Origin of the sequence: Pseudomonas sp. EL_65y_Pfl1_R83 (assembly GCF_963970695.1) — a bacterium.
Taxonomy (GTDB): Bacteria; Pseudomonadota; Gammaproteobacteria; order Pseudomonadales; family Pseudomonadaceae; genus Aquipseudomonas; species Aquipseudomonas tritici.
The window spans coordinates 294,793-317,466 of record NZ_CAXAQI010000002.1 but is presented as its reverse complement, the minus strand read 5'-3'; the positions used below and the strand labels follow the sequence as shown (position 1 = coordinate 317,466).

Below are 22,674 nucleotides of genomic sequence, written 5' to 3'. Positions count from 1 at the left end.
GGGAGCTGGCTTGCCTGCGATGCAGGCAACTCGGTACATCAGATGAACCAGGGTGATGCCATCGCAGGCAAGCCAGCTCCCACATTTGGACCGAGATTGGCAGTTAGAAAACCGGTCGGCCCTAAGGCCGCCGCGCTTTGCTTTTGATCTGGGGCGCCCCGTTAAACACGCTGGCCGAACGCAGGCTTTGGAGCGTGGGTAACCCGGCAGGACGCCGGGTTAGCCGCGCTGGGCCAAGGATGGCCCATCGCGGCGGCCCACGCTCCAAAGCCTTCGTTCGGGCACACCGAGCCTAAGCGAGGTGCCGAGTGTTGGGGCGAAGCGTTTTTGGTTACTTTTGGCGCTCTTCCAAAAGTGACCCGCTGTAAGAGCGGAACCAATAGTGGCCGTTACCTAAATAACGGATATGCACACACTCAACTCAAACCCCAAACCGCTGCCGCTCCGACTCATACAGCGGCTTAACCAAAGCAAACTCATAATCAATCTGATCCACGAGCGCCCCCAGATCCGTGGTGGATTGAACCGACTCAATTTCCAACCGCTGACACAACTGCGCCAACCGCACCGCCCCAAGGTTCCCACTGCTCCCCTTGAAGCTATGCGCAATCCGCCCCAACGCCTTCGCATCATCCCGCGCCTTGCGCAGCGCCTCGACACGCTTCTGGGAATCGTCGAGAAAGGTATCAAGCAACTTGGGATACTCGCCTTCCATGACTTCCTGCAAACCCGACAACACATCTGGGTCCAGATGTAGATCAATCACTTGCTCGCTCCTTGATCAAGAATCGGCAGATTATGCCAGAGCCTCCCAGCAAAACTCCACGCAGACACTGCGCCCGCCATCGGACCAGCGTACATCGCTGCTCAACTGCCGTACCAAGCTCAACCCCCGGCCAGACAGACGGTCGATGTCCCACGGCCGCGCCAGCACCTGTTCCACGTCAAAGCCCGCGCCGCTGTCTTCAATGCACAGACTCAGGCGACCGCCCCCCTGCGTCGGCACCACCTGCACATGCACCCGCACATAACCGCTGGTCAGCAGGTTCAGGCGGTCATTGCGCAGGTGGTAATACTCGGCAAACCCTTGGGCATCGCGCTTGAGCCGGGAGTCCAGGCCCAGCACGCCATGCTCCAGCGCGTTGGAATACAGCTCGGCCATCACGCTGTAAAGCGCCCCGCTCTGCTCGCGAAGGCCATGGATTTCCAGCAACAGTTGCAACAGGTACGGCAAAGGGTTGTAACGTTTTAACGTTTCGGCGCGGAATTCAAAACTCACCGACCAATCCAGCGGGCATGCCTGCCCGCTGTCGGCGTATAACTGTCCGGTGGCACGCGGCTGCTGGCCGGCTTGCAGGGTGATTTCCACCATGCTCACGTCATCCCGCGCTTCACCTCGAAACGCCGCCAGGGCCTGTTCGATATCTTCAAATAAACGGTCAGGCTCGCGATTGGCAGCGAACACCTGCTGCAAACGCTCTGCGCCAAACAGCTGGTCATTGGCGCCAGCAGTGTCCAACACGCCATCGGACAGCAAGAACACCCGGTCGCCCAGGGCCATGGGCCAGACTTCAGTGCGATCATCAAAGGCCTCCGCCGACAGCACCCCTAACGGCAAATGTCGGGATGCCAGTGACGTGCGCCTGCCGGTGGCGACTTCATGCACATACCCTTCGGGCATGCCGCCGTTCCACACCTCCACCACCCGCCGCTGCGTGCTCAGGCACAACAGCGTGGCGCAGCAGAACATGTCCACCGGCAGGATGCGCTTGAGCTTGGCGTTCATCTCGCCCAAAATTTGCGCCAGGCCGTAACCCTTGGCGGTCATGCCGTAGAACACTTCTGCCAGGGGCATGGCGCCCACCGCCGCCGGCAGGCCGTGGCCGGTGAAATCGCCGAGCAACACATGCATGTCGCCGGAGGGCGTGTAGGCGGCCAATAGCAAGTCGCCGTTGAACAACGCGTAGGGCGATTGCAGGTAGCGAATGTTCGGCGCGGCGTTGATACAGCCCGAATGCGCAACCTTGTCGAACACCGCCTTGGCCACCCGCTGCTCATGCAGGAGATAGTCATGATGCTTGGCGATCAGGTCTCGCTGCTGCAGGACCGTGGCCTGCAACCGCCGCAGACGGTCCATCGCATTGATCTTCGCCGCGAGAATAAGTTGGTTGTAGGGTTTGGGCAGGAAATCATCGCCGCCGGCATCCAGGCATTGGGCCAGGGCCTCGCTCTCACGCAGGGAGGTGAGGAAAATCAGTGGCACCAGCTCCTCACCCGCCAACTGCTTGATCCGGCGCGCCGCCTCAAAGCCATCCATCACCGGCATCAGCGCATCCATCAACACCAACTGCGGGCGCTCACGGATAAACACCTCGACCGCCTCCGCACCGTTGGTGGCCGTCAGCACTTGGTGGCCCTGGCGCCGTACGATGGTCGCCAGCAACAGCAGGTCGGCGGCGCTGTCTTCGGCGATCAGGATCGTCAGCGGTTCAAGGACGGGGGCCAGGGCGCTCAACTGATGTCGAACAGTTTGTCGAAGTTGGAGATAGCGAGGATCTTGCGCACATCGGAGTTGCTGTTGATTACCCGGACTTCCGAGTCGTCGCCCCCCGCGTGATCACGCAACAGCAAGAGCATGCCCAAGGCCGAGCTGTCCATGTAGGTGGTGTCCTTCAAGTCGACGACGTACAACTCAGGCACTTTGTAGAACGGCTCATAGGCCTCGCGAAAGGTTTGATGGCTGCTGTAATCGAACCGACCTTTGATCACGATCGTCAATTTCTTCCCATCCAGGGATACTTCTGACTCAACTGTCATGCGACTGCTTCCTTGTCATTGGCAATGACACAAGGTTTAGCAGGTGAACCGGCTATGGGCAACACAACAAATCAAATGTGTGTGGGCTATGCAATATTGTGGTGTGTAAATGCCCGTGGCCATCGCAGGTAAGCCCACGCCTTAATACTGTTCTTGGCGTGGAAGGCGCTGTGACAGTTCGTCCAGCAGCTTCTGCTCGCGCTTGTCTTCCAGCGCCCGCGCTTCGTCAATGTAGCGTTGCACCAGTTTGCGCAAGCCCTCGACGCGGGCAAACGCCTGCTGCCAGCTTTCGCGGGCCTTGTCGAGGTTGTTCTGGTGCCACGCCAGGCTCTGGCGTTGCTGGCCGACGGCAGTTTCCAGCTGGTTGAGAAAGCCCTGGTAGCCCATCAACCATTGGCCCGAGACACCTTGGGTGCCGCGCTCGATCCATTGCTGCTGGTACTCACCGCGAAAGCGCTCCAGGTCACCCAGTTTGCTTTGCGCCAGGCGGACTTGGCCCTGGAAATACCCCAAGCGCTGAACGGCGGTTTTTTCGGCCTTTTCGGCCATGTCCACCACCGGAGCCAGGCGCGCAGCGCGGCTGTTGGCCATGGCTTAGCCGCCCGGCGCAGGAGCGAAGATCGTCTGCAGGTGCGCTTCGCTTTCGCCCATGCTGATCTTGTCGTTGAGGCCCTGGCGCAAGTAGGTCACCAACTGCGGTTGCAGGGCGATAGCCAGGTCAGTCTCGCGATCGCCGCCGGCCACGTAGGCGCCGACGCTGATCAAATCGCGGCTCTGTTGGTAGCGCGACCACAGCTGTTTGAACTGTTGCGCGCGGGCCATGTGTTCCGGCGTGACCACCGCCGGCATCACCCGGCTGATGGACGCTTCGATGTCGATGGCCGGGTAGTGCCCCTCTTCTGCCAGGCGCCGCGACAGCACGATGTGGCCATCGAGCACGCCCCGTGCCGAGTCGGCAATCGGGTCCTGCTGGTCATCGCCTTCAGACAACACGGTGTAGAACGCGGTGATCGAGCCACCGCCGGCCTCGGCGTTACCGGCGCGCTCAACCAGCTTGGGCAGCTTGGCGAACACCGAAGGCGGATAGCCCTTGGTGGCCGGCGGTTCGCCAATGGCCAGGGCAATTTCCCGCTGGGCCTGGGCGAAACGTGTGAGCGAATCCATCAGCAACAGGACGTTCTTGCCCTTGTCGCGAAAATATTCGGCGATGCGCGTGCAGTACATGGCGGCGCGCAAACGCATCAGCGGCGCGTCATCCGCCGGCGACGCGACCACAACCGAGCGCTTGAGGCCTTCTTCGCCGAGGCTGTGCTCGATGAATTCCTTCACCTCGCGGCCCCGCTCGCCGATCAGCCCCACCACGATGATGTCGGCTTCGGTGAAGCGCGTCATCATGCCCAGCAACACCGACTTACCCACGCCGGTACCGGCGAACAGGCCCAGACGCTGGCCGCGACCGACCGTCAATAATCCGTTGATGCAGCGAATGCCCACATCCAGCGGCACGCTGATGGGGTTACGGTTGAGCGGGTTGATGGTAGGGCCGTCCATTGGCACCCAGTCTTCGGCCTTCATGCCGCCTTTGCCATCCAACGCACGACCGGCGCCGTCGAGTACGCGGCCGAGCATGCTCATGCCCATGGGCAGACGGCCGGTGTCGGCCAATGGCACCACGCGAGCGCCGGGGGCAATGCCTGCCAGGCTGCCGACGGGCATCAGGAAAATCTTGTTGCCGGAAAAGCCCATCACTTCGGCTTCGACCTGCACCGGTTGGTAGCTGTCGTCGTTGATCACCATACAGCGGCTGCCCATGGCGGCGCGCAGGCCTTCGGCCTCAAGGGTCAGGCCGACCATGCGTAGCAGGCGCCCTTCAAGGATTGGCTGGCCGGGCAACTCTGTGGCTTCGGCGTAACCGCTCAAGCGCTTGGCGAAGCTGGTGCGATCAAGGCGCATCGGGTGCGTCCAGGTCCACGCTCAGGTCAGGCTCTGCCGGGTTCAACACCTGCTCGTGGGCCTGGTCCAGCAGCTTGGCCGTGATCTGGCTGATGCGGGTTTCCACCGTGGCGTCGATCCGGCTGTGTTCGGTCTCGACACGGCAGCCACCGGGTTGCAGCGCCGCATCTTCGACGATGCGCCAGGTTTCTTCATGGCGCTCGCGCAGGGCTTTGACCTGTTCGAAATCCTGCGGGTTAATGTACAGCCGCACATTGCCGACGCCCAGGGGCAGCAGCTTAAGCGCTTCGCGCATCACGCTTTCGATATGGCTGGAGTCCAGCACCAGCTCACGCTGGATTACCTGGCGGGCAATGTGCTGCACCAGGTCGACCATGGACTTTTCGATCTGCGAATCCTGCTCGGCGATAGGCTCGAACAGGCAGCCCATCAAGCGCTCCAGGCTGGCCAGCTTGACGCTCAGCGCTACCTCGGCTTCCTGGCGTACCTTGAGCGTGGCGCTGCGAAAACCGTCTTTCTCACCGACGGCGAAGCCTTCGTTGTAGGCCTCCTGGCGGATGCTTTCCAACTCTTCCAGGGTCAGTGGCTGGACTTCATCCAGCGGCACTTCTTCCATTTCCACCGGAGCTTCTACAACCGGTTCCGGCTCAGGCTCCGGCACGTGCGGATCGAAGCTGGGCAACGACCAGATGTCGAACCCGCCGACATCCCGTGCGCGAATCAGATCGCTGGGTGCCTCATCTTTGCTCGACATGGAAAGCGCCTTAAATCATTTCTTCGCCGCCCTTCCCGCCGAGAACGATTTCTCCGGCTTCGGCCATACGGCGGGCAATGGTGAGAATTTCTTTCTGCGCGGTTTCCACGTCGCTGACGCGCACCGGGCCTTTGGCTTCCAGGTCGTCGCGCAACAGTTCCGAGGCGCGCTTGGACATGTTCTTGAAGATCTTTTCCTTGACGCCCTCGTCCGAGCCCTTGAGTGCGAGTACCAGCACGTCGGAGGAGACTTCGCGCAGCAACGCCTGGATGCCACGATCGTCGACATCGGAGAGGTTGTTGAACACGAACATGAGGTCTTCGATCTGGCCGGACAGGGTGTCGTCGATCTCGCGGATCGAGTCCATCAACTGGCCTTCGACCGAGCTGTCGAGGAAGTTCATGATGTCGGCCGCGCGCTTGATACCACCCAGGGTGGTACGCGAGGCATTCGAGTTGCCCGAGAACTGCTTCTCGAGAATCGTGTTGAGTTCTTTCAGGGCCGCCGGCTGCACGGTGTTCAGCGACGACACGCGCAGGATGATGTCCAGGCGCACTTTATGGTCGAAGTGGCCGAGGACTTCACCGGCCTGATCGGGGTCGAGGTACGCCACTACGATCGCCTGGATCTGCGGGTGCTCGAAGCGGATCACGTCGGCAACGGCGCGCGGCTCCATCCATTTCAGGCTGTCGAGGCCGCTGGTGTTGCCACCCAGCAGGATGCGGTCGATCAGGCCGTTGGCTTTGTCTTCGCCCAGGGCCGAAGTGAGCATCTTGCGGATGTAACTGTCGGAGCCGACGCCCAGGCTGGTCTGGTCGCCGACGATCTCGACGAACTCGCTCATCACCTGCTCGACTTGCTCGCGGTGCACATTGCGCATTTGCGCCATGGCCACGCCGACTCGTTGAACCTCTTTGGGGCCCATGTGGCGCAGCACTTGGGCGGCGTCGGTTTCACCGAGGGACAGCAGCAAGACTGCGGCTTTATCGACCTTGGTGAGTTTGGCAACAGCGGCTCGATCACTCATCTGCGTTAATCCACTCTTTCACGACCTGGGCCACACGGCCCGGGTCTTCTGCTACCAGACTCTTGATTGCGTTCAACTGAGCGTCATAGCCTTCGCTCGGGCTTGGCAACAGAATGCTTTGCGGGCCGCCCAGGCTGACGCGGTCGTTGGCCAGTTCGCCGTCCAGGCCGCCCATGCCACCCAACTCGACATCGCTGCCACCGAAGGGCGCCAGTTGTTTCTTGCCATTGCCGGTGATGTTGTTGAGCACCGGGCGCAGCACGCCAAACACCAGTACCAGGATAAACAACACACCCAGCACTTGCTTGACGATGTCCCAGAACCACGGCTGTGTGTAGAACGCGGCCTCGGCGATGACTTCGCCACGTTCGGCGGAGAACGGCATATTGATGACGCTGACGCTGTCACCACGGCTGGCGTCGAAACCGACCGCGTCCTGCACCAGGCGAGTGAAGCGCGCCAATTCGTCGGCGCTCCATGGGGCGCGGGTTACCGCACCGTCAGCAGCGTTGACCTTGACTTGATCATCGACCACCACCGACACCGACAGGCGATTGACGCGACCCTGTTGTTGCTTGGTGTGGCTGATGGAACGGTCAAGCTCGAAGTTCTTGGTGGACTGGTTACGCTTGTCCGCCGGGTACGGTGCGAGCATCGGCTGGCCGGTGGCCGGGTCCATGATCTGCTGGCCGTTGGCATCCAGCAATGGCTGGCCAGGCTGAATCGCACCCGCAGTAGCGGCAGCGCCACCCGTGGTTTGCGGGGCCGACGCCGGGGCCGGTGGCTGGTTGCTCAGGGCACCCGGCACGCCTTGCGGCGGGCCATTGGCGGCGGTGCGTTGTTCACTGGTCGACTGCTCGCTGCGCAACGCCGGTTGGTCCGGGTTGAACTGCTCGGAGGTCGACTCGACGGCGCTGAAGTCGATGTCGGCGGACACTTCAGCCTTGTAGCGATCATTGCCCAGCACCGGTTGCAGAATGTTGTGCACACGCTGGGTGAGCATGCTTTCCATGCGACGGCTGTAGTCGAACTGCTTACCGGCCTGGGTCAGCGCGGAGTTTTCGGCCATGTCGGACAGCAGGTTGCCCTTCTGGTCAACGACGGTGATCTGTGACTTGCTCAGCTCAGGAACACTGGTGGCTACCAGGTTGATGATCGCCAGGACCTGGCCAGGCTCAAGGGAGCGGCCAGAAAACAGCTCAACCAATACCGAAGCACTGGGTTTGCGCTCATCGCGCACAAACACCGAGCTTTTCGGAATGGCCAGGTGCACGCGTGCGCCCTTGACGTTATTCAGGCTGGAGATGGTGCGCGCCAGTTCGCCTTCCAGGCCACGACGGTAGCGAGTGGCTTCCATGAACTGGCTGGTCCCCAGGCCCTGGTCCTTGTCGAGGATTTCAAAACCGATATTGCTGTCTGACGGGGTCACGCCGGCCGCCGCGAGCTTCATGCGCGCACGGGCCACATCGTCGGCCTTGACCAGCAGGGCCCCGGAGTTGGGCTCAACGGTGTAGGCGATGTCGGCGGCGGCCAGGGTTTCCATGATCTGCTTGGAATCCATGCCCGCCAGGCTGCCATACAGCGGCCGGTAATCAGGTTGCTGCGACCACAACACCACGGCAAAACCAATTGCCACGCTGGCAGCCAGGCCGACCATCAGGCCCACCTGACGCAGCATGGTCATTTCAGAGAGGTTTTCCAGGAACGACAGGCCAAACAGGGGCGGCTTGCCGTCTGCCTTGGCGGGTGCGTTGTCCACGACTGCTTCTGCCATGACTTAAATCTCGTCCTTAAACCGGCATCTGCATGATGTCTTGGTAAGCCTGAACCAGCTTGTTACGCACTTGGGTCAGCGCCTGGAACGAAACGCTGGCCTTTTGCGAAGCGACCATCACGTCGGTGAGGTCCACGCCGCTTTTGCCGATCTCGAACGCATTCGCCAACTGGCTGGAGGCTTGCTGGGTGCCACTGACTTTGTTAATCGCCGAACCCAGCATGTCGGCGAAACTGCTTTGGCTCAATTCCGGCGCTGGCGCGACGGATTTCGGTTGAGCCATGGCGTCCATTTGCATGGAGCGCATATCCAACATCAACCGATTGAACTCAATACCCTGGCTCATGAACTTCTCTCTCCGACAACCCGCAGTTTTTTGACGCTACGCCGCAATTACTAGGGGAAGTAGCAACAAGGGTGCCAGCTCTGTATCAAGTCGTAAGAAAAGGCGACAAAGCTTGTCGGCCTCGATACAGATCAGGTGGCGAATAGGTACGCTTCCACGTCCATGCCGGCGTCGCGCATCTGCGCCAGCTTGTAACGCAGGGTGCGCGGGCTGATGCCCAGGCGCTCGGCGGCCTCTTTGCGGCGGCCGCGTTCGGAACGCAGGGTGTCGATGATCATCTGGAATTCGCGGCGACGCAGGTCGTCGCCCAGGGCACCGGCAGTTTCGATTTCAGCCACCACGGGCGCGGGCGACAAGGTCGGGAGCGGCGCCACACCGCTGCCCATGGCCAAACAGAAATCCTGGGGCTGGATCAGCCCGCCCTGCTGCAGAATCAGCGCGCGCTGGATGGCATTGTCTAATTCCCGCACGTTGCCCGGCCACGGATAGCTGATCAGGCAAGCCTGGGCCTCAGCGGACAGGCGTGCCTGAGCGTGCTTCATTTTTTTGACGTGGTTGTTCAGCAGGCGTTCGGCCAGCGGGATGATGTCCGCCGGGCGCTCGCGCAACGGGCGCCAGGCCAGGGGAAATACCGACAGACGGTAGAACAGGTCTTCACGGAAGCGCCCCGCCGCCACTTCGCCCGCCAGGTCGCGGTTGGTGGTAGCGACCACGCGGATATCCAGCTGGATCGGCTTGCGTGCGCCGACACGCTCTACTTCACGTTCCTGCAGGACCCGCAGCAACTTGGCTTGCAGGCCCAGAGGCATTTCCGAAATCTCATCGAGCAGGATGGTGCCGCCGTCGGCCTGTTCGAACTTGCCAGCCTGGGCCGCGATGGCGCCGGTGAACGAGCCTTTTTCGTGACCGAACAGAGTGGCTTCGAGCATGTTGTCGGGAATTGCCGCGCAGTTGATCGCGATAAACGGTTGCTTGGCGCGGGTCGATTGCTGATGGATGTAACGTGCCAGCACTTCTTTGCCGGTGCCGGACTCGCCGGAGATCAACACAGTGGAATCACTGCGCGCCACGCGGGCCGCCAGTTCCAGCAACTGAGCACTGGCCGGCTCGAAGGCAATCGGGCCCTCGCCTTCGCTGGCCGAGATCACGCCGAGGGCATGCCGAGCGACCAATTCGATCAGTGCTTTAGGCTCGAATGGCTTGACCAGGTAATCCGCCGCACCCTGGCGCATCGCGTCGACCGCGCGCTCCACGGCGCCATGGGCGGTCATCAGCAACACCGGCAACTGCGGCTGGCGTGCACGCAGCAGGCCGAGCAACTGGTGGCCGTCCATACCGGGCATGTTCACATCACTGACCACCAGGCTGAAGGACTCCTGCTCCACCGCCTCCAAGGCGTCCTCGGCAGAACCGACCGCTCGGTAGTCGTGGCCCGCCAGCAGCAGCGTGTCAGCCAATGCTTCACGCAGGGCGCGATCGTCTTCCACCAACAGAACCTTGATAGCCATATCCTCTCTACTCCGCGCTTGCCGCGCATGAAAACAGCGGCAAGGTCATCAATGCACAAGTGCCACGCCCCAGACGGGAATGCAGCTGCAATTCCCCCTGATGAGCACGCGCCACTGCCTTGACCACGGTCAGGCCCAGGCCCGTACCGTTGGTCTTGGTGGTGAAAAAGGGTTCGCCCAAACGCTGCAAAACGGCGGGCTCGATACCGCTACCGCTGTCACTGATGCACAGGCGCAGGGTTTGCCCACGGCTGTACAGGTGCACCTTGAGCCGCGCACCGGGACCACTGGCCTGGGTGGCGTTTTCGATCAGGTTAAGCAGCGAACCTACAAGCGTGTCGCGGTTGCACAGCAGCTCACCGAGGTGGCTGTCGCATTGCCAGCGCACCTGGACGTCTTGAATATGGGTGGCGGCCGCCGCTTGCAGGGCCTGCATCAACTCGGCCGGCGTAATGCGATCGGTCAGCGGCAATTCACCGCGGGCAAACACCAGCATGTCACGCACCTGATGCTCCAACTCATGCAGACGCTCTTTAAGGCGCCCTGCAAAGCGCTGATGGGTGGCAGCGGGCAATTGCTCATCAGTCAAATGACTGGCGTAGATCAACGCTGCCGACAGCGGCGTGCGGATCTGGTGCGCCAGAGACGCGACCATGCGCCCCAGCGAGGACAAACGCTCGTGGCGCGCCAGCTGATCTTGCAGGTGACGGGTTTCGGTCAGGTCGTTGAGCAGCACGAGTTGGCCCGGCTCCGCGTCAAGAGATCGGGTAGCAATGGACAGGCGACGGCCGTCTTTGAGGGAGATTTCGTGGCCATCGTCTTCACGCGGCGCAAAGCAGCGAGTGATGACGTGGCGCCACAATTCACCTTCCAGCGGCAGGCCAAGCATGTCGCAGGCGGCCGGGTTGGCTTCGCGCACGCGGCCGTCTTCATCGATGACGATCACGCCACCTGGCAACAGCGACAGCAAGTTTTGCAGGCGGTTGGCCAGGCGCTCTTTCTCGGCCAGCTCTTCCATGCGCTGGGCACTGACCACGGCCAGCTCGCCTTTTAGCTCGGACACCCGGGCTTCGAGCAGGCTGTAGGAATCGGTCAGCTGGCTCGACATCTGGTTGAACTGCGAGAACGCGTGCTCAAGCCCCTGACGGGACAGCGGTTCTACAGGCGGGATCAACCCCTGGGTAAAAGGGGCCGAAGATAGTTGGGCGGCGTGGGGCATCATGCTCTCTCGCTTGGCTGACCGTCAGTTAAACGGAACGTTGCGAGGGCTTTTGCAATACTTGTGCCGAAAAAAAACCAAGGTGCCCGGCCTCGCCAATACAGTTTCGTTTTGACGAGCGGCTGTTGCCGTCAGACAAGGCGCAGCGACGACTCATAGCTGGCTATGGGGATGAGCTGCAACGCAGTATGACGGCAACAGACGCCGTCAAAAACGGAACAGTATTGGCGAGGCCGGACACCCAAAATCAGCGGCTTGAAAAACAGGCGTCAATCATCTGCCTGTTCATCACCTTCTTTGCGGCTCATACCGTACTTACGCATTTTCTCCACCAGGGTGGTTCGACGGATGCGCAGGCGCTCGGCGGCACGGGCGACGATGCCGTTGGCGTCGTCCAGGGCTTGTTGAATCAAGCCTTGTTCCAGGTTGCCGAGGTAGTCCTTCAGGTCCAGGCCTTCAGGCGGCAACATGGCGGTGGAACCGAAGTCCGGGGTATGGCCGTTGATGGCTACGCGCTCTTCCAAGTCACTACGTAGGCTGTCGACCAGTTGCTCGTCTTCGTCGTCGACGTAGCGGAATTTCTTCGGCAACTCGACCACGCCGATCACGCCGTAGGGGTGCATGATCGCCATGCGCTCCACCAGGTTGGCCAGCTCGCGCACGTTACCCGGCCAGCCGTGGCGGCACAGGGACATGATTGCAGCGGAGTTGAACCGGATCGAGCCGCGCTTTTCGTGCTCCATGCGCGAGATCAGTTCGTTCATCAGCAGCGGGATGTCTTCCACGCGCTCACGCAGCGGGGCCATCTCGATCGGGAAGACGTTGAGGCGGTAGTACAGGTCTTCGCGGAAGCTGCCGACCTCGATCATGCTTTCGAGGTTCTTGTGGGTGGCCGCGATGATGCGCACGTCGACGCTCTGGGTCTTGTTGCTGCCCACACGCTCGAAGGTGCGCTCCTGCAACACGCGCAGCAGCTTGACCTGCATCGGCAGCGGCATGTCGCCGATTTCATCAAGGAACAAGGTGCCGCCGTTGGCCAGCTCGAAACGCCCGGCACGGCTGGTGATCGCCCCGGTAAAGGCGCCCTTCTCGTGGCCGAACAGTTCGCTTTCGAGCAACTCTGCCGGGATCGCCCCGCAGTTGACCGGCACAAAAGGCCCGTCGCGGCGCTTGGAGTGATAGTGCAGGTTGCGCGCGACCACTTCCTTGCCGGTGCCCGACTCGCCGAGAATCAGTACGCTGGCGTCGGTGTCGGCCACTTGCTGCATCATCTGGCGCACATGCTGGATGGCACGGCTGGTGCCGACCAGGCTGCGGAATAGGTTGGGTTCGCGATGACGACCGCGCTCGCGCGCCTGGTCATACATCTCACGATAGACCTGGGCACGGTGTAGGGAATCCAGCAGTTTGCTGTAGCTGGGCGGCATTTCCAGGGTGGAAAGCACGCGGCGGCGTTGGTCTTCTGGCAGATCGACAGAAGAAATATCGCCTATTAGCAACACAGGCAGGAACTCATCCCAGGTGGACAGTGTCTTTAACAAGCCCAAAACAGCGCCAGGAGCGTTTACCGTCCCGATCAGCACGCATATGACTTCACGGCTCGACGACAACGAGCTGACCACCTGCTGCCAGTCATGGCTGCCGCAGGGCAAATTTTCTTCACCGAGAAAATTTAAAATCACCGCCAGGTCGCGGCGGCGGACGCTATCGTCATCGATCAGCAGAATTTTGGTTTCACGCCACATGCAATAGCAACTTCCCTAGTAAAACTTCCTGCCCGGTGTGAGGGCAATCAAGACGGCTGTAGGAATTCTTACTCTATAGACGTCTGAAATCTGAAAACAGCACTAGTTAAGTCAAAAATGCTGGCACAGTCAAATATATGACGCGCCGCTCGGATTAACTAAGCGCATTCACCCGAACAGATGGTAGACCTTCGACGCATTTTTCGCTTGGTTGATCTGCGACATCTCTTCGAAAATCGCCTGGCGCTCGCCAGTCGTCACCTCAAGCAATTGCTGGTAAACCGCCAACAGGCTCTCAAGCTTCTCACGCAACGCATCCTCGTCCACTGGCGCTTCACTGAGCACCTCATCGATCACGTGACGGCAGCCCAGGTCCAGTTCGCCGATGGCGTCCCAGTTACGGTCCGCCAGCGCGCCCATCAGCGCCTCACGGGTTTCATCAATGCGTTGCAGTGCTTGGCTCATGACGTGTTCCTCAAGGCCGGTGGCCTTATTCTGCTGCTGCCTGTGGCGCCGCAATAGCGTCCCAGCCTTCTTTTACGGTGATCAGCAAACGCGCCACTTCGTCGATCATGTCGGCGTCGTTATGCAGGTTCGCTTCCATCAGTCGGTTGGTCATATATGCATACAAACTTTCCAACTGCTGGACGTAAGCCGGGTTATCACTTTTTTGCGCATCCAGGCCGTCACGCAGGCCGATCACGATATCAATCGCCTTGCCGAGCATCAAACCCTTGGCCGCGATGTCACCACGCGCCAGCGCACCTTTGGCTTGGGCCATGCGGTCAAGGCCGCCTTCCATCAGCATCTGCACCAGGCGATGCGGGCTGGCTTCGGAGATCTGAGCATGGGAATTGACCTTCTGGTATTGGCGAAGGGCTCTCATGGGATTCATGTTTCTACCTCGTGACAGGCGACAGCGAAAAGGAATTCAGTAACCAATATGTCGACTGGCCCGCAAAAAGCTTTAGGCCAGTCGTCAATGATAAAAAAAGGCCAGACAAGTGTCTGGCCCGTATCCACTGAAGGGATCAATTATTGGTTTTTGGGTTGTTCAATGCATTGAGCGTGGTCATGACGCTGGTGCTTTGCTGGCGCAATTGGGCGACCAGGGTGTCCATGGCATTGTATTTGGCGGAGAGGCTGCTGGTGAGCAGGGTCATGCGCTCATCGAGCGTGGCCTGGTCCTTGGACAGATCTTTCAACGTGTCCGACAAAGAAGCCGTGCGCGTAGCCAGTACGCCGGTGCTTGCCCTGGCGTAATCATCCGTGGCACTTTTCATGCGCGCCAGCATGCCGGTTTTGCCGGAAAACATGCTGCTGATGTCGGCTGCGTTGGTCTTGACCGCCGCGTCCCATTTTTTATCGTCCAGCGCCAGCATGCCGGTTGTCGAACTCGTACCTACGCCGAATTGAGCCAGGGACTTGAACGTACCAGTGCCGGACAGCTTGTTGAACTCGTTGCGGATAGCGTTCTGCAGCGCACGCATGCTGGAGTCGCCCGTCAGGGCCGCCGCCGTGGTGCTGCCATCGAGGTTGGTAGTGACCTTGGTCTCGGCGGTCATCGCAGTCATCAAGGCGTTGTAAGTATCGACAAAGCCCTTGACCCCGGATTTGAGGGCCGCGTTGTTAGTGCTGACCGTAATCAGCGTAGCGTTCCTCGTCGCATCTGGGGAAACGTCACCAGCCGGCACGGTAGCCGAGACCGAGACCAGCTTGATGTTCACCCCACTCAGGGCGCCTTCGATGTTATTGGATTTGGAAACGGAATTGACCCCATCAATGCTGTAAAGCGCATCTGTGGGGTCATCGACCACTGTGGCGCCGACATCCAATCCCGAAGTCCCCGACAGCGTCAGGTCCGAACCCGTCCCCATGGTGGTCGAGGTCAGGATCAACCGCGAACCATTGGCGTCGGTCTGGATGTTCGCACTCAACCCCGAAGTACCGAATTGGGTATTGATCGAATCACGCACCTGCTGCAGGGTCGCACCAGCCGGGACGCTCAGGTCGTAGCCCTTGCCCGACTGCGTGATGGTCAACGTCGTCGGCTTATCAGTGGCGTTTACCACCGCATTGGCACCCGCGGAGAACGTTGTACTGGACAACTTGGACGCCTGGGCCAGCTGAGTCACGATCAAACGGAAACTACCGTTTGACGCCGTGTTGCTCGCCGTCATGGTGGCGACCTTTTCATCCGAGGATGAGCCCGTCAAGCCGGTGAAGCTGTTGCCGGTGGACATTGTGTCCAGGGCACCACGAAACGCATCCAGCGCCGCCTGAATCTTGCCGATCGAAGACAGCGTGGTGGTCGCCTTCTGGGACGCGGTATTGATCTGCGTCTGCTTGGGCACCTTTTCGGCGTCCACCAAGGACTTCACGATCGCTTGCGTATCGATGTTCGAACCGATACCACTTACCGTTGAACCCGCCATCATCTATCTCCTGTTCGGTGGCTGCCGTTATCTTGACTTATTACGCTTCAAGACAGGACAGCAACAAGTTTCATGCCAGCTCAGACCTTGTCGTCAAACAACAGGTGGCTTGCGCTGGAAAGGTTCTGTGCCAGCTTCAGCGCCGTTTCCGACGGAATCTGGCGAATCACTTCACCGCTGTCGGTGGCGATCACCTTGACCACCACACGATGGGTGGAGTCATCAATTGAAAAATCCAGCTTGCGCTCGGACGCTTGTACGAATTCGCGAATATCGGTAACTGCTTTTTCCAGGTCCGCACGCTCAGGCTCTTTGCCTGTAGCCGGGGTTTCCTGGACTTTAGTGACGCTCTTGTCGGCGGCCACCTGCACAGGTGCGCCTTGAGGGGCAACCGGCGGATAAGACTGGTTCAGCTTTACACTTATGTCCATGTCCAATCTCCTCTAAACCGAAAAAACGGAAGGGCACTCAGCGCGCCCTTCCGTTAGTGACCAAGCGCTGGAGTTACTGAAGCAGCTTCAGTACAGCGGATGGCAGCTGGTTAGCCTGCGACAGGATCGCGGTGGAAGCCGATTGCAGGGTTTGTTGCTTGGTCAGCTCGGCGGTTTCGGAAGCGAAGTCGACGTCCTGAACGGTGGAGCGTGCAGCGGTGGAGTTCTTCTGAATGTTCTGCAGGTTGTCTGCAGTAGTAGTCAGACGGTTCTGGGTAGCACCCAGGCCCGAACGAACGCCGTCGATGGTGCCGATGGCCTTGTCGATTACCGCCAGGGCGTTTTGGGCCTTGGTGGCGTCGGTCACGTCGGTTTGAGCAACGGTGGTCTTGGTCGCAGCAGCTTCGGTAGCAGCACCGGCCGCGAACAGACCAGCAACACCAGCACCACTCAGGGAGTAGCCTTTGGCGGAGTCCAGCGACACTTGACCGGTAACGATCAGGGCGTCAGCCAGTGCAACTGCAGTACCGTAAGCGCCTGCGCCGTCTTTGGCAGCAACAGTTACCGAGCCAGGATCAGTCGAACCGCTGACCACGATGTTCTCACCGGTGTCGGACTTGACTTCCAGAGTCTTTTTGCTTTCGTCGTAGCTGACGCTGATACCCAGTTTGGCGGCGTTGGATTTCAGCTGGTCGGCCAGGCCGGCTTGGGTGGTAACGCCCTTGAAGTCAACGGAAGCGCTGCCGACGGTCAGGGTGAACGAAGCAGGAGTAGTAGTGGCAGTCGCTTCGTCTACAGAGAACTTGGCTTCGGTGCTGGCAGTTGCAGTCAGGCCACCGATGAGGCCGTTCAGGTTGCTGGCGATGGTTTTAGCCGAGTCGCCGGCACCGACAGTGTAGGTACCGGTCTGGCCGTTACCAGTGACGTTGATCGCGCCGGCAACAGTACCGGTACCTGGAGCGATGGCAACGCTTTTCAGCTGCTGGGAGCCGATGTTGTTGGCCGAAACGTTTTCCAGGCTCAGGTTGATGGTTTCGTTAGCGTTTGCGCCAACCTGAATGGCTTTGGTACCGTACGAACCGTCCAGCAACTTCTGGCCACCGAAGGTGGTAGTAGTAGAGATACGGGTCAGTTCCGAAGTCAGAGCCTGGTATTCGTCGTTGTTCGACTTACGGTCGTCAGGGCTGAGCGAGCCAGTAGCGGAAGACAGAGCCAGGGTACGCATTTTTTGCAGGATGTCGGTCGAAGCCTGCATCGCGCCTTCAGCGGTCTGAGCGATCGAGATACCGTCGTTCACGTTTTTGACTGCTTGGCCCAGGCCGTTGATTTGGCTGGTCAGACGGTTAGCGATCTGCAGGCCAGCAGCGTCGTCTTTAGCGCTGTTGATACGCAGGCCGGAAGACAGGCGCTGCATGGAAGTGGCCAGGGCGCCGCCAGCTTTGTTCAGGTTACCCTGAGTAGTGATCGAAGCAATGTTGGTGTTTACTGTTAAAGCCATGACGAAATCCTCGTTGGATGGATACTGCGGCTTCCGGCCCTGGCAACCGCCGGGTGTGGCCTGAGAACCTACGTAATAGTTATCGTCGTGGTAGCCGGATGCTTGAGGATTTTTTTGAAATTATTTACTGGCGTCGTGCCACCCCTTGTAATTCAAGGGTTTACGCAGGCTCGAAACCCAGATTTTATTGGGTTTTCTGGCGCCAAATAAAAAACGCCGATGATCTTTCGATTATCGGCGTTTTTTTATTGAAGCTATTTAAGCATCACGGGCGATAGAGAATCGCCGAACCCCACGACAGGCCCACACCAAAACCACTGATGGCCACACGCTTCCAGGTGGCGTCCATCACGTGTTTTTCCAGCAGCAACGGAATGCTCGATGAAACGGTGTTGCCGGTCTCGACCATGTCCTTGATGAACTTGTCCACTGGAGCGTCTTCAAAACGGCGCGCCACGGCGTCGACAATGGCCGCACTGCCCTGGTGAATGCAGAAGGCATCAATCTCATCAGCCTTGAGGTCCGACTCGTTGAGCAGCTCGTGCAAATGCGCCGGCACTTTAAGCAGCGCGAAGTTGAACACCTGGCGGCCATTCATAAAGAACACGCCGTCGCTGACCTTAAGGTGCGGTGCGCCGGAACCGTCGGTGCCGAACTTGGACTTGCCGAGCAACCACGGCGCGTCTTCGCCCATCCAGGTGGCGGTGGCGGCGTCGCCGAACAGCATGGTGGTGTTGCGGTCTTCCGGGTCGACGATCTTCGAGTACGGGTCGGCGGTGACCAGCAGGCCGTTTTTCAGGCCGGCGGCTTCCATGAAGCCCTTCATCGCATAGATGCCGTAGACGTAGCCCGAGCAGCCCAGGGAAATATCGAACGCCGCAACGTGAGTCGGCAGGCCGAGTTTGTCCTGGACGATGGCGGCGGTGTGGGGCAAGCCCTCTTCATCACCGTTCTGGGTCACGACAATCAGTGCGTCGATGGACTCGCGCTTCAAATCCGGGTTGTTGGCAAACAAAGCGTTGACCGCTTCGACACACAGGTCAGACGTTTCCTGCGCGGCATCCTTGCGCGGCAAAAACGCCGAACCGATCTTGCCAATGATGAACTCTTCATCCTTGGCGAATTTGGCACCCTGGGCGTAGTTATCGATCCCGTCTGCCGGCACGTAACTGGCGATGCTTTTTATGCCAATCATTGTGGCTTCCCAATACTAAATAGCTGGAGAACACCCCTGGGACTGCGCCCGGAGTGCTGACAATAAAGGGGATAACCCCATAAAAATCTCGCTGAAAGCCGCCTCGCAAGGACCCTGTGACGACTTATCCTTTTCACACGATACAGTGAAGATGCGCTTTATGACTCACAGGTCACTCAATTTTGTGTGCTTTGTGCAAAACCTTCAAACAATTAAACCCCATAAACAACAACGGCCCGTCCTGTTTCCAGAGCGGGCCGCTTGACGTCACGCCACTTACATCTTGTTGAAGAGGCTCAACTGCGAGACTTTTACAAACGCCAGCTGCGAGGCTTCCAGCATGGTCTGCTGCAGGGTCAGGTTGATCGCGGCTTCGCCCATGTCGATATTGGCCAGTGCACTCATGGTGGTGGTATTGGCCAGGCCGATACTGGCGTTTGCGTCAGCTTGCACATCGAGCGCGTTTTCGCGCGCACCAATGGAGCCAATCACATTGCCCAGCTGGGTGGTCGAGTTGGTCAGGTTACTGACCGCAGCGTTCAGCGCGTCCTGAAGCTTGACCCGCGCGCCCGGGATGCCATCGGCCGGCTTTTCCAGGGCTTGGCGCAGCTGGCTCAAGGTGTCGAGGGCGTTCTGGGTTTTCTGGGTGCTGGCACCGGCGGCAAACTGGTCGCCGGTCTGCGGCGTACCGCTCAACCCAAAGGTCACACCGGCCGCAGTGATGGTATTCGGCGTCGTGGCTGTGTCGATAACGCCCGAATCGATCTCTTTGCTGTCGGCGGTATACGGCTGGGCAAATACCTTGAAGGCCGTCGGGTCGGTGTCACTGAACTTGATCAGCACCCCGCTATTGCCGGGAAAGGTGCTGGAATAGTCCGCCGCGCTGCTGACGTTGCCGTTGGTCAGTTGTGCGGTCGACTGGTTGCTCGCGGTACGCGAGACATTGAACGCATCCGGCTTGGCAGCCAGGCTGAACTCGCGGCCCTTGACCAACGCATCGGCATTCGGCCCGGTGGCGGTGTCGGTAAGGTCGATGGTGATGTCGAACTTAACCCCGCGTAGGTTCACGCTGCCGCTGCCTTCCTTGGTGGAATCGAACGTGCCATTACCCGCAATCTCTGAGGTAATGTCATTGTTGTCCTTGTCCGTCACCTTGTACTGGGTGCTACTGGTGAAGGTCAGCTTGTAAGGTTGGCCGTCGGCAAACTGCTTGGTGTAGTCGATACCCGAAGTCACCAGGCCGGCCGAAATCGCAACCTTTTTATCATCGACCAAAGGCGGAGAAATCGCTGGCGGAAGAGGCGCAGCCGCAGGTGCAATGTAGGTGGACTGGGTGCGACTGCTGTTGGCCGCCCCTCCCAGAATGGTTTTGCCGGTATCGCCAGTGCGCACCGTGAGCGTCTCGGAAACCTGCAGGCTCAGTTCGTTTTCGTCGCCCTGGTAGCTGTAGGTGCCATCGCTGTTGCGCGAATACGGGGGGGTTTGGGTCTTGGAGCCGGAGAACAAGTAATTGCCTGCCGCATCCTTGCTGTTGAGCAAACCCAGTACCTGCTCTTCCAGGGCCCCCACTTCGACCGAGATTGACTTGCGATCAGCATCGCTGGTCACACCGCCAGCCCGCAGGGCCAGCTGCTTGCCAGCCTGCATCGCCTTGTCGAGCGCATCCAGGATGCTCTGCTCGTTGGTCAGCGAACTTTTCAGGGAGCTGATATTACCGCTGGACTGCGCCAGCATATCTTTCTGCTGCTGCAACATCAGCAAACGCTGCGCGGCCACCGGATCATCGCCAGCGGTCTGTACACGCACGCCGGAACTCGCCTGCTCCTGGGCCTTGACCACGCTGGAGTAGTTGTTTTGATACTTGCTCGCACTGGTGTCGAAATACTGCTGTGTAGAAATGCGCATCGTCCCAGACTCCCTTAAAGACTATTAATCAGCGTGCTGAAGGTTTCTTGCGCAGCCTTGATGATCTGCGACGACGCTGTGTAGTACTGCTGGAACTTGATCATGTCGCCCGCCTCTTCGTCCAGGTTGACCTGGGACACGGAGTTGCGCGCATTTTTGTTAGCCGTCAGCAACGCATTGGTGGCCGTGGTGTCAGTGGTGGCCGCAGCGGCCTTGGCGCCAACGGTGGACACCAACTTGCTGTTGGCCCCGACCAGGCTCGTGCCGCCGGTGCCATCTGTCGCCACGCCCACGGTGGCCTTGGTTTGCAGATTCAGCAGTTGCTGGGCATTGCGGTTGTCGGATACGCCCGTGGCGTTAAACGAAAAGGTGGTGCTATCCCCATCGGTCGGCGAGCCCGCAACCGTGGTGTCAAAACCAAAACTCTTGGCCGGCACCACCAGGGCACCGCTGGCATCACGCATCGGCACGTTGACGGTGATTTTATTGGCCTGCCCCGGAATGATGGTCCCCGAGCCGATAGGATCGCCCTTGGCGTCGTTAAGGGTATAGCTCTGAGTGCCATCAGCCGCCGGCTTGCCGAACACCATCTTCACCGGCATCGAATTTTCAATGCCAACGCGCAGTTGCGCGGTAGTAGCGCCACCCTGGATATCCAGGGGCAGGGTCAGGGTCGGCGGTGTGAAGCTACCGGTACCCTGGTTGGTTTTGCTGGCCTCCCCGTTCAGCGGCGCGGCAAACGCAATCTTGCTCGGGTCGTTGAGGACAGTACCGATATCCTGGGCGCCACTGGCGGTCGGGCTGACTTTAAAGCTGTCACCCGCCTGCATCGGTCCGTTCTTGAGTTCCAGGGTGAAACCATCGATCACCGAGGGCGGTGTAGCCGTGATATCAAACGTGCCCATGGCTTTGCCATCAGAGCGCTCGACGGTGACTTTGTTGAGATCGACAGGGTCGCTGAAGGTGACCTTGTAATCGAAGTTGGTCAGCTTGCTGGTGTCCTTGATCGTAACACCCAGGCTACCAACGCCCTGATTACCTTGAGCGGAAAGGCTACGCAGCGCGACAGACGCAGCGCTGTTGATGTCTTTGAACATCGACGAGCCGAATTCGCCGTTCAGGTCGATACCCTGGCCCAGTTGACTGTTGATCGTATCGGCAGTGACGATAGCAATGCGACCCAGGTCATTGATGGCCGGCATCAACACATCGCTGCGATAGCGCAACAAGCCACCGATGCTGCCACCACTGATCACGTTGCCCAGGTCCATCGTCGTCCCGCCAGCCGCATTCATCTGAATCGTGTACTGGCTGGTGTCGCTCTTGCTCGGTACGGCAGAAAGGGTGTTGGACCGATCACCCAGCACCAGGGACTGGCCGGTACCGGTACTGACGCTGAACACACCGTTCTTCTCGCTGGCGTTCACGCCGATCAACTCATTGAGCGAACGTACGGCTTCGGCGCGCGCGTCCAGCAGGTTGGCCGGGGTGGTGTTCGAAGACCCCTGCACCTGGGTGATCTGCTTGTTGAGCGAAGCAATCGACGAGGTCAGCTGGTTGACCTGATCGGTCAAGGAGGTCAGCTGGCTGTTAATGGTTTCTTTCTGCTGGCTCAACTGGCTGGAGATCGAGTTGAAGCGGTTGCTCAATGTCTGGGCGCTGGTCAGCAGTATCTGGCGAGCCGAGGTATCACTCGGGTTAGCCGAGGCGGTCTGAACAGCGGCAAAGAACGAACTGAGCACGGACGACATGCCCGTAGTCTTGTCCGACAACGTCTTGTCCACGGCGCTCACTTGATCCAGGTAAGCCTTGGCATCGCTGTTGAGCGAGGTGCTGTTCTGGTACGCCGTGTCCAGGTATTCGTTGTACACCCGGCGCACGTCGGCCAAGGTGGTACCGCTGCCGATAAACACGCCGCCGTACTGGTTCGACGCATTCGCGCTCTGGGTAGTCTGCTGACGCGAATAGCCCGCCGTGTTGGCGTTGGCAATGTTGTTACTCAAGACCGACAACGATCCTTGAGCAGCGTTAAGCCCCGACATCCCGATATTGAGCAAACTCATGGTT

The 22,674-nt window shown here is 59.7% G+C and carries 20 protein-coding genes; all 20 read right to left on the bottom strand.

Annotated elements, in window-relative coordinates; translation table 11 throughout:
* Positions 1-421: 421 nt before the first annotated feature.
* Positions 422-766: an Hpt domain-containing protein gene (locus AACY08_RS03655; RefSeq protein ID WP_339416611.1), complete on the bottom strand. Its 345-nt coding sequence runs from the start codon at positions 764-766 to the stop codon at positions 422-424.
* A 30-nt stretch (positions 767-796) separates the two neighbouring features.
* A complete protein-coding gene (locus AACY08_RS03650; protein ID WP_339468131.1) occupies positions 797-2,515 on the bottom strand; it encodes an ATP-binding SpoIIE family protein phosphatase in 1,719 nt (572 codons plus the stop codon).
* Positions 2,512-2,817 carry an STAS domain-containing protein gene (locus AACY08_RS03645; protein ID WP_339468128.1) on the bottom strand — a complete coding sequence of 102 codons (306 nt, stop codon included), beginning with the start codon at positions 2,815-2,817 and terminating at the stop codon, positions 2,512-2,514. The genes AACY08_RS03650 and AACY08_RS03645 overlap by 4 nt, the downstream gene beginning before the upstream one ends.
* 141 nt (positions 2,818-2,958) lie before the next feature.
* The gene (fliJ, locus tag AACY08_RS03640) at positions 2,959-3,408 is read right to left on the bottom strand and encodes a flagellar export protein FliJ (protein WP_339468126.1); all 450 of its coding nucleotides are present in this window, start codon (positions 3,406-3,408) and stop codon (positions 2,959-2,961) included.
* 3 nt (positions 3,409-3,411) lie between these two features.
* Positions 3,412-4,770 carry a flagellar protein export ATPase FliI gene (fliI, locus tag AACY08_RS03635; RefSeq protein WP_339468124.1) on the bottom strand — a complete coding sequence of 453 codons (1,359 nt, stop codon included), beginning with the start codon at positions 4,768-4,770 and terminating at the stop codon, positions 3,412-3,414.
* Positions 4,760-5,524, bottom strand: a complete 765-nt coding sequence (gene fliH, locus AACY08_RS03630; RefSeq protein WP_339468122.1) for a flagellar assembly protein FliH — start codon at positions 5,522-5,524, stop codon at positions 4,760-4,762. Before fliH ends, fliI begins: the two co-directional genes overlap by 11 nt.
* A 10-nt stretch (positions 5,525-5,534) precedes the next feature.
* On the bottom strand, positions 5,535-6,551 hold the full coding sequence (gene fliG / locus AACY08_RS03625; protein WP_032887877.1) for a flagellar motor switch protein FliG: 1,017 nt from the start codon (positions 6,549-6,551) through the stop codon (positions 5,535-5,537).
* Positions 6,544-8,325: a flagellar basal-body MS-ring/collar protein FliF gene (gene fliF / locus AACY08_RS03620; RefSeq protein ID WP_339468120.1), complete on the bottom strand. Its 1,782-nt coding sequence runs from the start codon at positions 8,323-8,325 to the stop codon at positions 6,544-6,546. The genes fliG and fliF overlap by 8 nt, the downstream gene beginning before the upstream one ends.
* 16 nt (positions 8,326-8,341) lie before the next feature.
* Entirely contained in the window at positions 8,342-8,671 is a 330-nt protein-coding gene (gene fliE / locus AACY08_RS03615) for a flagellar hook-basal body complex protein FliE (RefSeq protein ID WP_339468118.1), read from the bottom strand.
* Between the two features lie 131 nt (positions 8,672-8,802).
* Complete coding sequence (locus AACY08_RS03610; protein ID WP_339468116.1) at positions 8,803-10,179, bottom strand: sigma-54-dependent transcriptional regulator; 1,377 nt, start codon at positions 10,177-10,179, stop codon at positions 8,803-8,805.
* Positions 10,180-10,186: 7 nt separating this feature from the next.
* On the bottom strand, positions 10,187-11,398 hold the full coding sequence (locus AACY08_RS03605; protein ID WP_339468291.1) for a sensor histidine kinase: 1,212 nt from the start codon (positions 11,396-11,398) through the stop codon (positions 10,187-10,189).
* 269 nt (positions 11,399-11,667) lie between these two features.
* The gene (locus tag AACY08_RS03600; RefSeq protein ID WP_339416625.1) at positions 11,668-13,143 is read right to left on the bottom strand and encodes a sigma-54 dependent transcriptional regulator; all 1,476 of its coding nucleotides are present in this window, start codon (positions 13,141-13,143) and stop codon (positions 11,668-11,670) included.
* Between the two features lie 168 nt (positions 13,144-13,311).
* Entirely contained in the window at positions 13,312-13,608 is a 297-nt protein-coding gene (locus tag AACY08_RS03595) for a flagellar assembly protein FliT (RefSeq protein ID WP_015885198.1), read from the bottom strand.
* 25 nt (positions 13,609-13,633) lie between these two features.
* Entirely contained in the window at positions 13,634-14,038 is a 405-nt protein-coding gene (gene fliS / locus AACY08_RS03590; RefSeq protein ID WP_339416628.1) for a flagellar export chaperone FliS, read from the bottom strand.
* Positions 14,039-14,174: 136 nt separating this feature from the next.
* A complete protein-coding gene (gene fliD, locus AACY08_RS03585; protein ID WP_339468113.1) occupies positions 14,175-15,578 on the bottom strand; it encodes a flagellar filament capping protein FliD in 1,404 nt (467 codons plus the stop codon).
* An 80-nt stretch (positions 15,579-15,658) separates the two neighbouring features.
* A complete protein-coding gene (locus AACY08_RS03580) occupies positions 15,659-16,009 on the bottom strand; it encodes a flagellar protein FlaG (protein ID WP_339468111.1) in 351 nt (116 codons plus the stop codon).
* A 73-nt stretch (positions 16,010-16,082) separates the two neighbouring features.
* Positions 16,083-17,507 (bottom strand): flagellin N-terminal helical domain-containing protein, encoded by a 1,425-nt coding sequence (locus AACY08_RS03575; RefSeq protein WP_339468109.1) that lies wholly within the window; start codon positions 17,505-17,507, stop codon positions 16,083-16,085.
* Between the two features lie 265 nt (positions 17,508-17,772).
* Complete coding sequence (locus AACY08_RS03570) at positions 17,773-18,702, bottom strand: ketoacyl-ACP synthase III (protein ID WP_339468106.1); 930 nt, start codon at positions 18,700-18,702, stop codon at positions 17,773-17,775.
* 276 nt (positions 18,703-18,978) lie between these two features.
* The gene (locus AACY08_RS03565) at positions 18,979-20,607 is read right to left on the bottom strand and encodes a flagellar hook-associated protein 3 (protein ID WP_339468104.1); all 1,629 of its coding nucleotides are present in this window, start codon (positions 20,605-20,607) and stop codon (positions 18,979-18,981) included.
* Positions 20,608-20,621: 14 nt separating this feature from the next.
* Positions 20,622-22,670 carry a flagellar hook-associated protein FlgK gene (gene flgK, locus AACY08_RS03560; protein WP_339468101.1) on the bottom strand — a complete coding sequence of 683 codons (2,049 nt, stop codon included), beginning with the start codon at positions 22,668-22,670 and terminating at the stop codon, positions 20,622-20,624.
* Positions 22,671-22,674: the final 4 nt, after the last annotated feature.

What these genes read in the sequence shown, in the direction of transcription:
- fliF (WP_339468120.1), bottom strand. Translation starts at nt 8,325, where the DNA reads ATGGCAGAAGCAGTCGTGGACAACGCACCCGCCAAGGCAGACGGCAAG.
- AACY08_RS03595 (WP_015885198.1), bottom strand. Translation starts at nt 13,608, where the DNA reads ATGAGCCAAGCACTGCAACGCATTGATGAAACCCGTGAGGCGCTGATG.
- fliH (WP_339468122.1), bottom strand. Translation starts at nt 5,524, where the DNA reads ATGTCGAGCAAAGATGAGGCACCCAGCGATCTGATTCGCGCACGGGAT.
- AACY08_RS03600 (WP_339416625.1), bottom strand. Translation starts at nt 13,143, where the DNA reads ATGTGGCGTGAAACCAAAATTCTGCTGATCGATGACGATAGCGTCCGC.
- fliD (WP_339468113.1), bottom strand. Translation starts at nt 15,578, where the DNA reads ATGGCGGGTTCAACGGTAAGTGGTATCGGTTCGAACATCGATACGCAA.
- AACY08_RS03570 (WP_339468106.1), bottom strand. Translation starts at nt 18,702, where the DNA reads ATGATTGGCATAAAAAGCATCGCCAGTTACGTGCCGGCAGACGGGATC.
- AACY08_RS03605 (WP_339468291.1), bottom strand. Translation starts at nt 11,398, where the DNA reads ATGCCCCACGCCGCCCAACTATCTTCGGCCCCTTTTACCCAGGGGTTG.
- fliJ (WP_339468126.1), bottom strand. Translation starts at nt 3,408, where the DNA reads ATGGCCAACAGCCGCGCTGCGCGCCTGGCTCCGGTGGTGGACATGGCC.
- fliS (WP_339416628.1), bottom strand. Translation starts at nt 14,038, where the DNA reads ATGAATCCCATGAGAGCCCTTCGCCAATACCAGAAGGTCAATTCCCAT.
- AACY08_RS03580 (WP_339468111.1), bottom strand. Translation starts at nt 16,009, where the DNA reads ATGGACATAAGTGTAAAGCTGAACCAGTCTTATCCGCCGGTTGCCCCT.
- AACY08_RS03645 (WP_339468128.1), bottom strand. Translation starts at nt 2,817, where the DNA reads ATGACAGTTGAGTCAGAAGTATCCCTGGATGGGAAGAAATTGACGATC.
- AACY08_RS03575 (WP_339468109.1), bottom strand. Translation starts at nt 17,507, where the DNA reads ATGGCTTTAACAGTAAACACCAACATTGCTTCGATCACTACTCAGGGT.
- AACY08_RS03610 (WP_339468116.1), bottom strand. Translation starts at nt 10,179, where the DNA reads ATGGCTATCAAGGTTCTGTTGGTGGAAGACGATCGCGCCCTGCGTGAA.
- fliG (WP_032887877.1), bottom strand. Translation starts at nt 6,551, where the DNA reads ATGAGTGATCGAGCCGCTGTTGCCAAACTCACCAAGGTCGATAAAGCC.
- flgK (WP_339468101.1), bottom strand. Translation starts at nt 22,670, where the DNA reads ATGAGTTTGCTCAATATCGGGATGTCGGGGCTTAACGCTGCTCAAGGA.
- AACY08_RS03565 (WP_339468104.1), bottom strand. Translation starts at nt 20,607, where the DNA reads ATGCGCATTTCTACACAGCAGTATTTCGACACCAGTGCGAGCAAGTAT.
- fliE (WP_339468118.1), bottom strand. Translation starts at nt 8,671, where the DNA reads ATGAGCCAGGGTATTGAGTTCAATCGGTTGATGTTGGATATGCGCTCC.
- fliI (WP_339468124.1), bottom strand. Translation starts at nt 4,770, where the DNA reads ATGCGCCTTGATCGCACCAGCTTCGCCAAGCGCTTGAGCGGTTACGCC.